The following is a 13,473-nucleotide window of genomic DNA, read 5'->3' on the forward strand; positions in this document are numbered from 1 at the left end:
TCTCCCGACGGCTCCGCGCCCGAGCTAAGCTGCACTCATCCGATGACTGACCGCGAGGAGCCGCGATGCGTGTCGCCCTGTTCCTGACCTGTGTCAACGACACGCTGTATCCGGATACCGGGCGCGCCGTGGTGAAACTGCTGACCAGGTTGGGCGTCGACATCGACTTCCCGATGGCGCAGACCTGCTGCGGGCAGGCTCACTACAACACCGGGTACCGTCATGAGGCCGAGCCTCTCGCCCGGCATTTCTCCGATGTATTCGGCGAGTACGACGCGATCGTCACACCGTCAGGGTCGTGCGGGGCGATGGTACGGGAGCTGTATCCGCGGATGGGTGAGCGGGCCCGGGCGGAAGGGCGTGGGGACACCCTGGCGGCGACGCTGGCGCCGGTGGTGCCGAAGACGTACGAGCTCACGGAGTTCCTGGTCGACGTGCTGGGCGTGACGGACGTCGGGGCGTACTACCCGCACAAGGTGACCTACCACCCCACCTGCCACGGACTGCGCGGACTCGGACTCGGCGAGCGGCCGCGGCGGCTGCTGCAGGCGGTGAAGGGGCTGGAGCTCGTGGAGCTGCCGGGCGCGGAGGAGTGCTGCGGTTTCGGCGGCACCTTCGCCCTGAAGAACTCCGACGTCTCGGCCGCGATGGGCACCGACAAGGTGCGCAACGCCGAGTCGACGGGCGCCGAGGTGCTGTGCGCGGCCGACAACTCCTGCCTGATGCACATCGGCGGGACGATGACCCGGCTGCGGACCGGTATGCGGCCGGTGCACCTCGCGGAGATCCTGGCGAGCACGGAGGAGGAACCGGCCGTATGAGCGGGACGTATCTCGGTATGCCGGCGTTTCCCGAGGCGGCGCGGGCGGCCGTGGGGAACACGACCCTGCGCGGCAATCTGCGGCACGCCACGCACACCATCCGCGCCAAGCGGGCCGCGGCCGTGGCGGAGGTCTCCGACTGGGCCGAGCTGCGCGAGGCGGGCAAGCGGATCAAGGACCACACCCTGCGCCGTCTCGACCACTACCTCGTGCAGCTGGAGGAGTCGGTGGTGGCCGCGGGCGGCGTCGTGCACTGGGCCGCCGACGCGAACGAGGCCAACGAGATCGTCACCCGGCTGGTGAAGACGACCGGCGAGTCGGAGGTCGTCAAGGTCAAGTCGATGGCCACGCAGGAGATCGGTCTCAACGAGGCGCTGGAGGCCGCGGGCATCCACGCCTACGAGACCGATCTCGCCGAGCTGATCGTGCAGTTGGGAAAGGACCGGCCCTCGCACATCCTGGTCCCGGCCATCCACCGCAACCGGGGCGAGATCCGGGACATCTTCGCCCGTGAGATGAGCGCGTGGGGCCGCCCCGCCCCCGAGGGCCTGACCGACTCCCCGGCCGAACTCGCCGAGGCCGCCCGCCTGCACCTGCGGGAGAAGTTCCTGCGGGCCAAGGTGGGCATCTCCGGCGCCAACTTCATGGTCGCCGAGACGGGCACCCTGGTCGTCGTGGAGTCCGAGGGCAACGGCCGGATGTGCCTGACCCTGCCCGAGACCCTGATCTCGGTCGTCGGCATCGAGAAGATCGTGCCGACATGGCAGGACCTGGAGGTCTTCCTGCAGACACTCCCCCGCTCCTCCACGGCGGAGCGCATGAACCCGTACACGTCCACCTGGACCGGCACGACCGATCAGGACGGCCCCAGCGCCTTCCATCTGGTGCTGCTCGACAACGGCCGCACCGACACCCTCGCCGACGAGGTCGGCCGGCAGGCACTGCGCTGCATCCGCTGCTCGGCGTGCCTCAACGTGTGCCCGGTGTACGAACGTGCCGGGGGCCACGCCTACGGCTCGGTGTACCCGGGTCCGATCGGCGCGATCCTCAGTCCGCAACTGCGGGGCACGGGCAGCGAGATCGACGCCTCGCTGCCGTACGCGTCCTCGCTGTGCGGGGCGTGCTACGAGGTGTGCCCGGTCGCCATCGACATCCCCGAGGTGCTGGTGCACCTGCGGGAGCGGGTGGTGCAGGGCGGCGAGGTCACGCGGGAGGGCAACAAGGTGGTGCTGCGGCCCGCGAAGGGGCATGCCGCCGAGCGGGCGGCGATGCGCGCGGCACGCTGGGCGTTCACGCACGCGGGGGCGCTGCGCACCGGCCAGCGCGCCGCCTCCCGGACCCGCCGCTTCCATCCGCGGACGCTGCCCGGACCGGGCCGGGCCTGGAGCGGGACCCGGGATCTGCCGCCGGTGCCCGCCGAACCGTTCCGGGACTGGTGGCAGCGGACTCACGGCGGGAAGGACGGGGACAGGTGAACAGCAGGGAACGGATCCTGGGGCGGGTGCGGCGTGCGCTCGCGGACGCACCGGCCGATGAGGCGCCGATCGCGCGGGACTACCTGCGCGAGCACGGGCAGCGGACCGTCGCGGAGACGGTGGAGCTGCTCGCCGGGAACCTGGCGGACTACCGGGCGCTCGTGCACCGCACGGACGCCGGCGGGCTGGCCGCCCTGATCGCGGGGCTGCTGGAGCGACACGGGTCGGCGTCGGTGCTGGTGCCGCCCGGGCTGGACGAGGAGTGGCTGGCGGCGACCGGGGTGACGCGGGTGCCCGACCGGGCCGAGAGCACCCCGGACGAACTGGACCGGGTGGACAGTGTGGTGACCGCCTGTGCGGTCGCGATCGCCGAGACCGGCACGATCGTGCTGGACGGCTCGCCCGACCAGGGCCGCCGCCGCATCACCCTCGTCCCCGACCACCACATCTGTGTGGTGCGGGTGCCCCGCCAGGTCGTGTCGTCCGTGCCGCAAGGGCTCGAGCGCCTCGATCCGGCGCGCCCGTTGACGTGGATCTCCGGGCCGTCGGCGACCAGTGACATCGAACTGGACCGCGTCGAGGGGGTGCACGGTCCGCGCACCCTGGAGGTGATCCTGGTCGGCGAGGACTGATCCCCGCCTCCGGGCCCGGGGCAGGATCGAGTCGCCGCCTCCTGCCCTGTCAGCGCGTGCCGGAGGCGCCCAGCAGGGCGGTCACGGTCGTCGTGGTCAGGCCGTCCAGCGTCTCGATCCCGGCCCCGGCCCGGGCGCTGGCCCCGTCGAAGACGAGCATCAGCTGACGGGCGAGCAACTCCGGATCGTGTGCCCCACCCTCGGCCGCTTGCGTACGGAAGAAGCCCAGCAGCCACTCCTTGGCTCCGCGGGCGACGGCGCTCGCCGGGTGCTCGGGGTCCTTCAGCTCGACCAGCGCGGCGAGATAGGGGCAGCCGCGGTACGCGGGCCCGGCCGAGGCCTTCTCCAGCCGTTCGAAGACGTGCAGGATCCTCGCGCGGGGGCTGCCGGTCTCCTCCCGCGGTCCGGGCGCCAGCCGCTCCTCGTATGCCGGCAGCTGCCGGGCCAGGCTCGCCGCCAGGACCTCGTCCTTGCTTCCGAAGAGCTGGTACATGGACCGCTTGGAGACTCCGGCGCTGCGGCACAGCGTCTCGACGCCGAGGGAGACGCCCTCGCGGTAGAACAGCTCGCCCGCCGCGTCGAGGAGCCGGTCCCGGGTGGACGCCTTGTCGGTTGTGGCCATAGGGGGAGAGTAGCGCGCCGCGCCCCTGCGGGAAACCGATCGGTTTTGCCGTCGGTCCCGGGCGGGAATCCCGTGACAGCGTGGGTGAACAAGCGCTTAGATAGTGCCCTGCCCGTCCACACCCGCCGCCGTCCTGGAGGCCACCGTTGTTCACATCCGTCGACGACGTCTCCGCGCGCCTCGCCGAGACCGGCTACCTCGCCTCCCCCGCGGTCGCCACGACCGTCTTCCTCGCCGACCGCCTCGGCAAGCCGCTCCTGGTGGAGGGCCCGGCCGGCGTCGGCAAGACGGAGCTCGCCAAGGCCGTCGCCGAGGTGGCCGGAGCCCGGCTTGTGCGCCTGCAGTGCTACGAGGGGGTCGACGAGTCCCGGGCGCTGTACGAGTGGAACCACGCCAAGCAGCTCCTGCGCATCAGCGCGGGCCGCGACGAGACGTGGGACGAGGCCCGTACGGACATCTTCAGCGAGGAGTTCCTCCTCACCCGGCCCCTGCTGACCGCGATCCGCGGCGACGATCCGAAGGTGCTGCTGATCGACGAGACCGACAAGGCCGACGTCGAGGTGGAGGGCCTGCTGCTGGAGGTGCTCAGCGACTTCCAGGTGACCGTGCCCGAACTGGGCACCATCACCGCGACGCGCCGGCCCTTCGTCGTCCTCACCTCCAACGCCAGCCGGGAGCTGTCCGAGGCGCTGCGCCGTCGCTGCCTCTTCCTGCACATCGGCTTCCCCGACGAGGAGCTGGAGCGCCGGATCGTGCGGCTGAAGGTGCCGGGGCTCGACGAGACACTGGCCCGCTCGGTCGTCCGGGTCGTGGGTGCGCTGCGGGCGATGGACCTGCGCAAGGTGCCGTCGGTCGCCGAGACCGTCGACTGGGCGCACACCCTGCTCGCGCTCGGCGCCGAGTCGCTGGAGGAGACCGTCGTGCGGGCCACGCTCGGCGTGCTCCTCAAGCATCAGGACGACGTCCTCAAGGCGTCCGCCAAGCTCGACCTGGACGCCCTGTGACCACGTCGGCAGGCGTCGCCGAGCGGCTGACGTCGCTGGTCGGGGCGCTGCGTGCGCACGGGGTGCGGATCGGCACCGGCGAGACGGTCGACGCGGCACGGGCGGTCGCGGAACTCGGCCTCGCGGACCGTGAGCTGCTGCGCGAGGGACTCGCGGCGACGCTGCTGCACGGGCCCGCGCAGCGGCAGGTGTTCGACCCGGTCTTCGATCTGTACTTCCCGCGCGGTGTCGGCGGCCCGGGGCAGCGGGCGGCGGGCCGCGAGGACCTGCGGGACCGGCTGGCCGACGCGCTGGCCGCCGACGACCGGGAGATGCTGGGCCGGCTGGCGATCGAGGCGGTCGACGGCTTCGGCGGCTACGGTGCCTCGCCGGAGTCGGACGGCTGGTCGTCGTACCAGGCACTCGAACGGCTGCGGCCGCAGACACTGCTGGCCCGGGTGCGGGACACCGTCCGGGGGCAGGGCGGCGACACGGGGTTCGCGGACCGGCTGCTGGAGGACGAGATCCGGCGGCGCATCGACGCCTTCCGCGCCCTGGTGGCCGCTGAGGCGAGGCGGCGGGTCGCCGAGCGGCGCGGCCGGGACGAGATCGCCCGGCGGGCGGTGGCCCCGACCGCGGACCGGGTCGACTTCCTGTTCGCCGGTCAGGACCGGCTCGCCGAGCTGCGCCGGACGGTGCAGCCCCTGGCCCGCAAGCTCGCGACCCGGCTGGCCGCCCGGCGCCGTCGCGCTTCCCGGGGTGCGATCGATCTGCGGCGGACCTTGCGCGGCTCGCTGTCGACGGGCGGAGTGCCGATGAAGCCGGTGCTGCGCGCACGGCGTCCCGCCCGCCCCGAACTCGTGCTGCTGTGCGACGTGTCGGGGTCGGTCTCCGGCTTCTCCGATTTCACGATGCTGCTGGTGCAGGCGCTGCACGACCAGTTCAGCAAGGTGCGTGTGTTCGCCTTCGTCAACCGGATCGACGAGGTCACCGGGCTGCTGGAGCACGGGCGGGCCGACCCGGAGGGGCTGGGCACCCGCATCCAGGCGGAGGCGGCCGTCACGGGCTATCACGGAAGCAGTGACTACGGCATGGCTCTGGGCGAGTTCGCCGAGCGGTACGCGGACGCGGCCGGTTCCCGCACGACGGTGTTCGTCCTCGGTGACGCCCGGACGAACCGGAGCGACCCGAATCTGCCCGCCCTGCGGCAGATCGCCGAGCGCGCCCGCCGCGTCCACTGGCTGAACCCCGAGCAGCGCTCCCGGTGGGGCACGGGCGACTCCGTCGCGCCCGCCTACGCCGAGCTGGTCGACATGCACGAGTGCCGTAACGCCCGGCAGTTGAGCGCACTGGTGGCCCGGCTGCTGCCGGTGTGATCAGACGGCGGCGAGCTGCGGGTAGAGGGCGGCCGGGTCGGCCGCGAGACCGGCCTTCACCTGCCGTGAGACGTCGTCCGCCAGGACCTCGTAGGCGCCGGACGCGATGCCGTCGAGGGCCTGGGCGGCGACGGAGCGGGCCGAGGACTTGGGGGCGTCGACCCCGGCGGTCATGTCCGTGTCGACATAGCCGACGTGGAGGCCGGTGACGTCGATCCCGCGCGGCTTCAGGTCCAGGCGCAGTGAGTTGGTCTGCGACCAGAACGCGGCTTTGGAGGCGCTGTAGGACCCGGCCAGGCCGATCCAGGACAGCACTGAGTGGACGTTGAGGATGTGGCCGCCGCCGTTGCGCTCGATGACGGGGACGAAGGCCCGGGTCACCAGGAGCGGCCCGTAGAAGTTGGTCTCGAACTCGCGCCGGACGTCGTCGACGGGCGAGTCGAGGAAATTCGCGTTCACCGAGGCGCCGGCGTTGTTGATCAGCAGGGTGACGTCCCCGGCCTGCTCGGCCGCCGCGGCGACGGACGCGGGGTCGGTCACCTCCAGGGCCACCGGCACGGCGTCAGGGTGCGTGACGGCGCGCGGGTCGCGGGCGGTGGCGTACACCTTGCGCGCGCCCCGCTCGTACAGGGCCTCGACCAGCGCCCGTCCGATGCCCCGGCTGCCTCCGGTGACCAGGGCGACGGAACCTTCGATGGCGGTCATGGGATCTCCCTTGTCGCACAACTTGGAAACCGATCGGTTTCCCGTGTCGGGAAGCGTAAACCGATCGGTTTCCATGGGCAAGGGAAGCCGGCTGGCCGGTCCGAAGGAGGTGGAGGTGAGAGGCCGCGTCAGTCCTTCTTGGCGTACTCCTTGGCCATGCTCCCGGCGAAGTCGTACACCACGCACTGCTCGTCGCCGACGACCCAGGCGTCGTGGCCGGGCGCGCAGACGAACACGTCGCCGGGTCCCACTTCGCTCTCCGCGCCGTCGTCCATGCGGATGTGCATACGGCCCGAGACGACATAGCCGTTGTGGTGGATCCGGCAGCTGTCCGTCCCCGCGATCGGGGCCACGGACTCGGACCAGCGCCAGCCCGGTTCGAAGGTGGCCACGGCGAAGTCCAGTCCCGTCATGTGGACGGCTTCCAGGTGGCCTCGGGGGTAGTCGCGCCGCTCGTCCGGCTTGTCGAGCGTCTTCACTTCAAGCATGACGCTCCTCCTCGGTGAGGGTTTGCTTCCATCGTCCGTCCGCCCCGCGGGCAGCGCCATTCAGGGGGTGAGGCCGCAGAGCTCGGCGAAGCGTCCGGCGTCGATGTTGCCGCCGGAGACGACGACGCCGACGCGAGGGGGAAGCGGGCCCGCCCGGCCGGTGAGCAGCGCGGCCAGCGGGGTGGCGCCGCTCGGCTCGACGACGATCTTCAGACGCTCGAAGGCGAAACGCATCGCGTCCCGGATCTCGTCGTCGGTGACCAGGACGACCTCGTCGAGGAGTCGCCGGTTGACCGAGAAGGTCAGCTCGCCCGGGGTGTGCAGGGCCTGGCCGTCGGCGATGGTGTGCGGGACGGGGATACTGACGCGCCGGCCGGCTTCCATCGAGCGCTTGGTGTCGTCCCCGGCCTCCGGTTCGACACCGACGGTGCGGACGCGGGGGCACAGCCCCTTGACCGCCGTGGCACTGCCGGCCATCAGCCCGCCGCCGCCGACCGGCGTCAGCAGCGCGTCCAGCTCCCCCACCTCTTCGACGAGTTCGAGAGCGGCCGTGCCCTGCCCGGCCATGACGTGCGGATGCTCGTAGGGCGGGACGAGGGCGAGGCCGCGCTCGGCGGCGAGGGCCTCGGCGAGGGCGACCCGGTCTCCGGTGTAGCGGTCGTACGTGACGATCTCGGCGCCGTAGCCCGCGGTGGCGGCCCGCTTCGAGGGCGGGGCGTCCTCCGGCATGACGATGACGGCGGTGGTGCCCAGCTCCCGGGCGGCCAGGGCGACGGCCTGGGCGTGGTTGCCGGAGGAGTAGGCGGCGATGCCCCGGGACAACTGCTCGGGGGTGAGGCGGGATGCGGCGTTGTAGGCGCCGCGGAACTTGAAGGCGCCCACGCGCTGGAAGTTCTCGCACTTGAGGAAGACCTCGGCTCCGGCGAGCGCGTCCAGGCTGCGGGAGCGCAGCACGGGGGTGCGGTGGGCGACGCCCTTGAGGCGGGCGGCGGCGTCCCGGACGTCGTCGAGGGTGACCGGCGGGGTGGTGGTCGTCACGCGGATCCTCCGGTGGGAGTGTCGTGGGCGGCCCGGGCCCGGGACAGGTAGTTGTAGGCGGAGGCGCGGGAGATGCCGAGCCGGGAGGCGACCTGTTCGACGGCGCCGCGCACGGCGAAGACCCCGCGGGCGTCCAGGCCGCCGAACAGCTCCACACGTTCCGCGCGGTCGAGCTCCGCCCAACTGCCCGGCTGCTGCGAGCGGTGGGCGTCGACGAGGGCGTCGACCACGGAGTCGATGTCGTTGCCGAAGGTGGTCGTCGGGAGCTCCGCCGGAGCGACGGCACCGGCTCCGGCGAGGGCGCCGAGCAGGTCGTGGACCTGCGTGAGCGCGCCGACGTCCACGTTGACGCAGAGGGCGCCGAACACGGCTCCCGTGGAGTCCCGCAGCACGATCGTGGAGGACTTCGTCACCGTGCCGTTGCGGGTGCGGGTGACGTAGTTCAGTTCGTCGGACGCCCCGTCGCCGCGGGCGAGGACGCGCATGCCGATCTCGCTCATCGCGCCGCCGACCGTGCGCCCGGTCACCGCTCCGGCCACCGCGACCACCGAGTGCTCCGGATCCCGGTAGTCGTGCAGCACGACGTCGCAGACCGGCCCGAAGGTGGCGGCGATCCCGTCCACGACGGGTTTCAGTGCGGCGAGGATCGCGTCCCGCTCGGCGTTCGGATCATTGCCCATGCCCACCCCTCTCACACGTACCACCTTAGACCAGAAGTCCAGCACTTGGATGGGCAGTCCAGAAATCACCAACAGTTGGCAATGGTTTTCACATGACTTCGACCGCAAGCCGCTTCTGACATTCATTCCCATCTAGCGTGATGCCTGCCGATGACCTTTGTGCACGTCCGTCCTGGAGGAGCCATGCCCTTGTCCACGTCCCGCCGCATCGCGCTGCTGACCAGCGCGTCACTGGCCCTGCTCGCGGGCTGCGGCAGCTCGTCGGACTCTGGGCCGGACTCCGGCGGCGGCAAGAGCACACCGGCTCGCGTGGCCGTGGTCGCCTCCACGAACGTCTGGGGTGACATCGCCCGGCGCATAGGCGGCGACCGGGTCGACGTCACGTCGGTCATCAGCGACCCCGACCAGGATCCGCACTCCTACGAGGCCGACCCGCAGAACCAGCTCGCCCTGTCCAAGGCGAAGGTCGTCGTCGAGAACGGCGGCGGCTACGACGACTTCGTCGACCGCATGCTCAAGAGCGGCCACAACGACTCCGCCGAAGTGATCAACGCGGTCCGGGTGTCCGGCAAGACCGCGCCCGAGGGCGGTGAACTCAACGAGCACGTCTGGTACGACTTCCCCACCGTCGCCCAGGTCGCCGACCGGATATCCGCCGCCCTCGCGAAGGCCGACCCGGGCGGCGCCAAGGCCTTCACGAGGAACGCCGCCGCCTTCAAGGCGAAACTCGCGCCCCTGGAGGCCAGGGAGGCGCAGATCAAGAAGGCGCACGGCGGTGAGGGCATCGCCATCACCGAGCCCGTGCCGCTGTACATGACCGAGGCGAGCGGCCTGGTCAACCGGACGCCCGCGCAGTTCAGCGAGGCGATCGAGGAGGGCGACGACGTCTCCCCGCGCGTCCTTGAGGAGAGCCTCGCGCTGTTCGGCGACAAGAAGGTGAAGGCCCTCGTCTACAACGAGCAGACGTCCGGCCCCCAGACCGCGAAGGCCGAGGCGGCGGCCAAGGCGGCCGGCATCCCCGTCGTGCCCGTGACCGAGACCCTGCCCAAGGGCAAGGACTACCTCGGCTGGATGACCTCCAACCTCGACGCGCTCGCGGGCGCGCTGGCCAAGTGACCCCGATACCCCGGCAGGACGGCACGCCGGTCGTCACCCTGCGCGCGGCCGCCCTGTCCTACGGCGAGCGCGAGGTGTGGAGCGGTCTCGATCTCGACGTACGGCCCGGGGAGTTCCTGGCCGTACTGGGCCCGAACGGCGCGGGCAAGACCAGCTTCGTCCGGGCGCTGCTGGGCCACCGGCCGCTGTCCGCCGGCACGCTGAACGTCCTCGGCCGGCCGGCACGCGAGGCCGCCCGGCACATCGGCTACATCCCGCAGCAGGCGGCACTGTCCGCGCAGGCCATGCTGCGCGCCCGCGACCTCGTCCGGTTCGGCATCGACGGCCACCGCTTCGGGCCGCGGCTGCGCACCGGCGGCATCCGCCGCAGGGTGGACGAGATCCTCGAGTCGGTGGGCGCCACGGCCTACGCCGATGTCCCGCTCGGGATGCTCTCCGGCGGCGAACGGCAGCGCGTGCGCATCGGGCAGGCCCTGGCGACCGACCCCCGCCTGCTGCTGTGCGACGAGCCGCTGCTGTCGCTCGACCTGCACCACCAGCGGGCCGTCACCGAGCTGATCGACGCCCGGCGCCGCTCCCACGGCACGGCCGTGGTGTTCGTGACGCACGAGATCAACCCGGTGCTGGGCATGGCCGACCGCGTGCTGTACCTGGCCCCGGGCGGCCACCGGTGCGGGACTCCGGACGAGGTGCTGACCTCGCAGTCGCTGTCCCGCCTCTACGGCACGCGGGTCGACGTGCTCCGCGTCCGGGGCCGGGTGGTGGTCGCGGGAGCTCCCGACGAGACGGGCAGCCCGCCGCACCACCCCCAACAGGCCCACGAGAGCGACGGAGTGCGCGCATGACACTCGCCGACGGGATCTGGCACCAGATCTTCGACTTCACCGACTACGGCGAACTCCTCGTCCTGGTCCGCAACTCCCTCGTCGCCGGCGTGGCACTGGGCCTGGTGGGCGGGCTGGCCGGGGTGTTCGTCCTGATGCGGGACCTGCCGTTCGCGGTGCACGGCATCAGCGAGCTGTCGTTCGCGGGCGCTTCGGCGGCCCTGCTGCTGGACGCGAACATCGTCGTCGGCTCGATCGCCGGTTCACTGCTGGCCGCCGGTGCCATCGGCGTCCTCGGATCCAGGGCCCGGGACCGCAACTCGGTGATCGGCATCATCATGCCGTTCGGTCTGGGACTCGGCGTGCTCTTCCTCGCCCTGTACAAGGGCCGGGCGGCCAACAAGTTCGGGCTGCTCACCGGGCAGATCGTCGCCGTGGACACCCCGCAGATGTCCTGGCTGCTGGGCACGTCCGTCCTGGTGCTGGCGGCCCTGACGGTGATGTGGCGTCCGCTGTCCTTCGCCAGTACGGATCCTGACGTGGCGCAGGCCCGCGGGGTGCCGGTGCGTGCGCTGTCCTTCGCGTTCATGCTGGTGCTCGGGCTCGCGGTCGCCCTGTCGGTGCAGATCGTCGGCGCGCTGCTGGTGCTCTCCCTGGTCGTCACCCCGGCCGCGGCGGCCGCCCGCGTCACCGCGTCGCCGGTGCTGCTGCCCGCGCTGAGCGTGGTGTTCGCCGTGGTCTCCATCGAGGGCGGAATCCTGCTCGCCCTGGGCAGCAGCATTCCCATCAGCCCCTACGTCACGACGATCTCGTTCGGCATCTACGCGGTGTGCCGGGTGGCCGGCCGGTACCGCGCCCGGCGGTGGGGGATGCGGCGCGCGGTGGTGCGGGCGACCCGAGCGGGTCTCACAGCCCGAACCTGACCGGACCTCACGGCTGGTACCCGAGTACGCGTCACCGCTCGAAGACCACCCGCCCGTCGAACACCGTGAGATCCACCTGTGCCTGAGTGATCTCGTGCGGGTCGAGGTCCAGCAGCGGCCGGTCCAGCACGCACAGGTCGGCGGCCCGGCCCGCTTCCAGGGTGCCCTTCCAGCCGTCGGCGAAGTCCTGCCAGGCGGCGGTGGAGGTGTAGGCACGCAGGGCGTCGGCGAGCGGGACGCACTGCTCGGGGCCGCTGGTACGGCCGCTGGCCTTGGACTCGCGCAGCATCATCGCGGCCACGCCCTGGCGCCAGTCGGGCTCGGTGATGGGGGCGTCGGAGCTGGCGCACACCCGTACGCCGGCGTCCAGTGCGGAGCGCACCGGCCACTGGTAGGCGGAGCGTTCGGGGCCGACGAGCTCGTCCATCAGGTCGGAGATGGTCCACTTGATGGCCGGGTTCATGTTGACGCCGTAGCCGTGCGCGGCGAGCTTGGCCAGGCTGCCCGGGCTGATGAAGTCGCCGTGGATGACGTAGTGGCGGGCGTCGGGGCGGGGCGCGGCCGTGTTCGCGGCGAGGAAGGCGTCCACCACGAGGTCGATGGCCCGGTCGCCGGTGACGTGCACGCCGAGCTGGAAGCCTGCCTCGTGCCCGAGCCTGATCATCTCGCGCAGTTCGTGCACCTGGAGTGCGGGCGTCTCACCGTGCACGCACAGGGCGCCGTGACCGCCGTCCGGGTACGGCTCGCTCATCCACGCCGTGCGGTTGGGCGGGACACCGTCGGCGAAGATCTTGACGCCGATGGCCCGCAGCAGCCGGGGGTCGGCGGACTCGGGGCGGCGCAGTTCGGCCAGCCCCTCGCGGACGTCCGCGGCGGAGCCTCCCATGGGGGCGGGCAGGAGCAGGACGCTGACGCGGGCCTGGAGTTCGCCGCTCGCGGCGAGGTCGGCGTAGGCGTTCCAGTTGTCGGTGCTCAGGCCGCCGAAGAGGGAGCCGGCGCCGCCGGGACCGAGGCCGGGCTCGGTGTAGCTGGTGATGCCGCGGGAGTGCAGTTCCCGGATGACGCCCTGGATGGCCCGGCGGCGCTGGCCCCGGGTCGGTGCGGGAAGCTCGGCCTGGACGAGCCGTCCGGCGGCCTCACGCAGGATGCCGGCCGGACGGCCGTCGGGGTCGTGGTCGATCACACCGCCGGGCGGGGCCGGCGTACCGGCGTCGACGCCGCAGCGGCGCAGGGCTTCGGAGTTGACCCACACCATGTGCGAGGAGAAGTCGGTCAGGCAGACCGGGTGCCCGGGCGCCACCGCGTCGAGGTCCCGCCGGTGCGGGAAGCGGCCCGGGTCGGCGAGGCATTCGGCGAGGTAGCCGGGGTCCCAGCCCAGGCCGATGATCCACTCGCCTCGCGGGGTCTCCTGTGCCGCCCTGGCGACGACCACCGCGATGTCGGCGAGGGAGCCGACCGCCGGGTGGCCGACGTCGAGGGCGAACGGCGGTTTCGTCATGCCGTAGGCGGCGCCGTGCAGATGCGAGTCGTTGATGCCGGGCAGCACGGTCCGGCCACCCAGTTCGACGATCCGGGTGCCGGGCCCGGCCAGCGCACGCATCTCCGCGTCGCTGCCGACGGCCAGGATGTCCCGGCCGCGCACGGCCACGCCCTCGGCGACGGTGAACCCGGCGTCGACGGTGAGGACCTGCCCGCCGGTCAGGACGAGGGTGGGGGCGGTGGCGTCCACGGACGCGGTGTCGTTCACGGATGACCTCATTTCAGGGGGAAGGTGGATCAGCGGCCGAGGG

General features: G+C 72.1%; 14 protein-coding genes. 8 read left to right on the forward strand and 6 right to left on the reverse strand.

Going from position 1 to position 13,473, the window contains the following annotated elements; translation table 11 throughout:
* Positions 1-65 precede the first annotated feature (65 nt).
* From ADK65_RS27280 to ADK65_RS27290, 3 genes are read left to right on the forward strand one after another with little or no spacing between them, the layout of a single operon-like run.
* Positions 66-821: a (Fe-S)-binding protein gene (locus ADK65_RS27280; protein WP_053673606.1), complete on the forward strand. Its 756-nt coding sequence runs from the start codon at positions 66-68 to the stop codon at positions 819-821.
* Positions 818-2,296: a LutB/LldF family L-lactate oxidation iron-sulfur protein gene (locus tag ADK65_RS27285; protein ID WP_053673607.1), complete on the forward strand. Its 1,479-nt coding sequence runs from the start codon at positions 818-820 to the stop codon at positions 2,294-2,296. Before ADK65_RS27280 ends, ADK65_RS27285 begins: the two co-directional genes overlap by 4 nt.
* The gene (locus ADK65_RS27290) at positions 2,293-2,928 is read left to right on the forward strand and encodes a LutC/YkgG family protein (RefSeq protein ID WP_053673608.1); all 636 of its coding nucleotides are present in this window, start codon (positions 2,293-2,295) and stop codon (positions 2,926-2,928) included. Before ADK65_RS27285 ends, ADK65_RS27290 begins: the two co-directional genes overlap by 4 nt.
* Before the next feature lie 49 nt (positions 2,929-2,977).
* On the opposite strand, the gene ADK65_RS27295 is transcribed toward ADK65_RS27290, so the two are convergent.
* Complete coding sequence (locus tag ADK65_RS27295; protein ID WP_053673609.1) at positions 2,978-3,550, reverse strand: TetR/AcrR family transcriptional regulator; 573 nt, start codon at positions 3,548-3,550, stop codon at positions 2,978-2,980.
* 146 nt (positions 3,551-3,696) lie between these two features.
* Between ADK65_RS27295 and ADK65_RS27300 the strand changes: the two genes are divergently transcribed.
* Together ADK65_RS27300 and ADK65_RS27305 are read left to right on the forward strand one after the other, a co-directional pair.
* The gene (locus ADK65_RS27300) at positions 3,697-4,554 is read left to right on the forward strand and encodes an AAA family ATPase (RefSeq protein ID WP_053673610.1); all 858 of its coding nucleotides are present in this window, start codon (positions 3,697-3,699) and stop codon (positions 4,552-4,554) included.
* A complete protein-coding gene (locus ADK65_RS27305; protein ID WP_053673611.1) occupies positions 4,551-5,909 on the forward strand; it encodes a vWA domain-containing protein in 1,359 nt (452 codons plus the stop codon). The genes ADK65_RS27300 and ADK65_RS27305 overlap by 4 nt, the downstream gene beginning before the upstream one ends.
* Here the strand turns inward: ADK65_RS27305 and ADK65_RS27310 are convergent, their stop codons facing one another.
* The 4 genes from ADK65_RS27310 to ADK65_RS27325 all read right to left on the reverse strand — a co-directional run bounded on the left by ADK65_RS27310 (position 5,910) and on the right by ADK65_RS27325 (position 8,820).
* The gene (locus tag ADK65_RS27310) at positions 5,910-6,614 is read right to left on the reverse strand and encodes an SDR family oxidoreductase (RefSeq protein ID WP_053673612.1); all 705 of its coding nucleotides are present in this window, start codon (positions 6,612-6,614) and stop codon (positions 5,910-5,912) included.
* Positions 6,615-6,742: 128 nt separating this feature from the next.
* On the reverse strand, positions 6,743-7,102 hold the full coding sequence (locus tag ADK65_RS27315; RefSeq protein ID WP_053673613.1) for a cupin domain-containing protein: 360 nt from the start codon (positions 7,100-7,102) through the stop codon (positions 6,743-6,745).
* A gap of 60 nt (positions 7,103-7,162) precedes the next feature.
* On the reverse strand, positions 7,163-8,140 hold the full coding sequence (locus ADK65_RS27320) for a pyridoxal-phosphate dependent enzyme (RefSeq protein ID WP_053673614.1): 978 nt from the start codon (positions 8,138-8,140) through the stop codon (positions 7,163-7,165).
* On the reverse strand, positions 8,137-8,820 hold the full coding sequence (locus ADK65_RS27325) for a helix-turn-helix transcriptional regulator (protein ID WP_053673615.1): 684 nt from the start codon (positions 8,818-8,820) through the stop codon (positions 8,137-8,139). The genes ADK65_RS27320 and ADK65_RS27325 overlap by 4 nt, the downstream gene beginning before the upstream one ends.
* A gap of 183 nt (positions 8,821-9,003) precedes the next feature.
* On the opposite strand from ADK65_RS27325, the gene ADK65_RS27330 reads away from it, so the two are divergent.
* Genes ADK65_RS27330 through ADK65_RS27340 form a run of 3 tightly spaced genes read left to right on the forward strand, consistent with a single transcriptional unit; the run spans position 9,004 to position 11,683 of the window.
* A complete protein-coding gene (locus ADK65_RS27330; protein ID WP_053673616.1) occupies positions 9,004-9,936 on the forward strand; it encodes a metal ABC transporter solute-binding protein, Zn/Mn family in 933 nt (310 codons plus the stop codon).
* Positions 9,933-10,781 (forward strand): metal ABC transporter ATP-binding protein, encoded by an 849-nt coding sequence (locus ADK65_RS27335; protein WP_053673617.1) that lies wholly within the window; start codon positions 9,933-9,935, stop codon positions 10,779-10,781. Before ADK65_RS27330 ends, ADK65_RS27335 begins: the two co-directional genes overlap by 4 nt.
* Complete coding sequence (locus ADK65_RS27340) at positions 10,778-11,683, forward strand: metal ABC transporter permease (protein WP_053673618.1); 906 nt, start codon at positions 10,778-10,780, stop codon at positions 11,681-11,683. Before ADK65_RS27335 ends, ADK65_RS27340 begins: the two co-directional genes overlap by 4 nt.
* Before the next feature lie 31 nt (positions 11,684-11,714).
* Here the strand turns inward: ADK65_RS27340 and ADK65_RS27345 are convergent, their stop codons facing one another.
* Complete coding sequence (locus tag ADK65_RS27345) at positions 11,715-13,412, reverse strand: amidohydrolase (RefSeq protein ID WP_107092398.1); 1,698 nt, start codon at positions 13,410-13,412, stop codon at positions 11,715-11,717.
* Between the last annotated feature and the right edge of the window lie 61 nt (positions 13,413-13,473).

The organism is Streptomyces sp. NRRL B-1140 (genome assembly GCF_001280065.1).
Lineage (GTDB): Bacteria > Actinomycetota > Actinomycetes > Streptomycetales > Streptomycetaceae > Streptomyces.

What these genes read in the sequence shown, in the direction of transcription:
- ADK65_RS27330 (WP_053673616.1), top strand. Translation starts at nt 9,004, where the DNA reads ATGCCCTTGTCCACGTCCCGCCGCATCGCGCTGCTGACCAGCGCGTCA.
- ADK65_RS27340 (WP_053673618.1), top strand. Translation starts at nt 10,778, where the DNA reads ATGACACTCGCCGACGGGATCTGGCACCAGATCTTCGACTTCACCGAC.
- ADK65_RS27325 (WP_053673615.1), bottom strand. Translation starts at nt 8,820, where the DNA reads ATGGGCAATGATCCGAACGCCGAGCGGGACGCGATCCTCGCCGCACTG.
- ADK65_RS27285 (WP_053673607.1), top strand. Translation starts at nt 818, where the DNA reads ATGAGCGGGACGTATCTCGGTATGCCGGCGTTTCCCGAGGCGGCGCGG.
- ADK65_RS27310 (WP_053673612.1), bottom strand. Translation starts at nt 6,614, where the DNA reads ATGACCGCCATCGAAGGTTCCGTCGCCCTGGTCACCGGAGGCAGCCGG.
- ADK65_RS27315 (WP_053673613.1), bottom strand. Translation starts at nt 7,102, where the DNA reads ATGCTTGAAGTGAAGACGCTCGACAAGCCGGACGAGCGGCGCGACTAC.
- ADK65_RS27295 (WP_053673609.1), bottom strand. Translation starts at nt 3,550, where the DNA reads ATGGCCACAACCGACAAGGCGTCCACCCGGGACCGGCTCCTCGACGCG.
- ADK65_RS27280 (WP_053673606.1), top strand. Translation starts at nt 66, where the DNA reads ATGCGTGTCGCCCTGTTCCTGACCTGTGTCAACGACACGCTGTATCCG.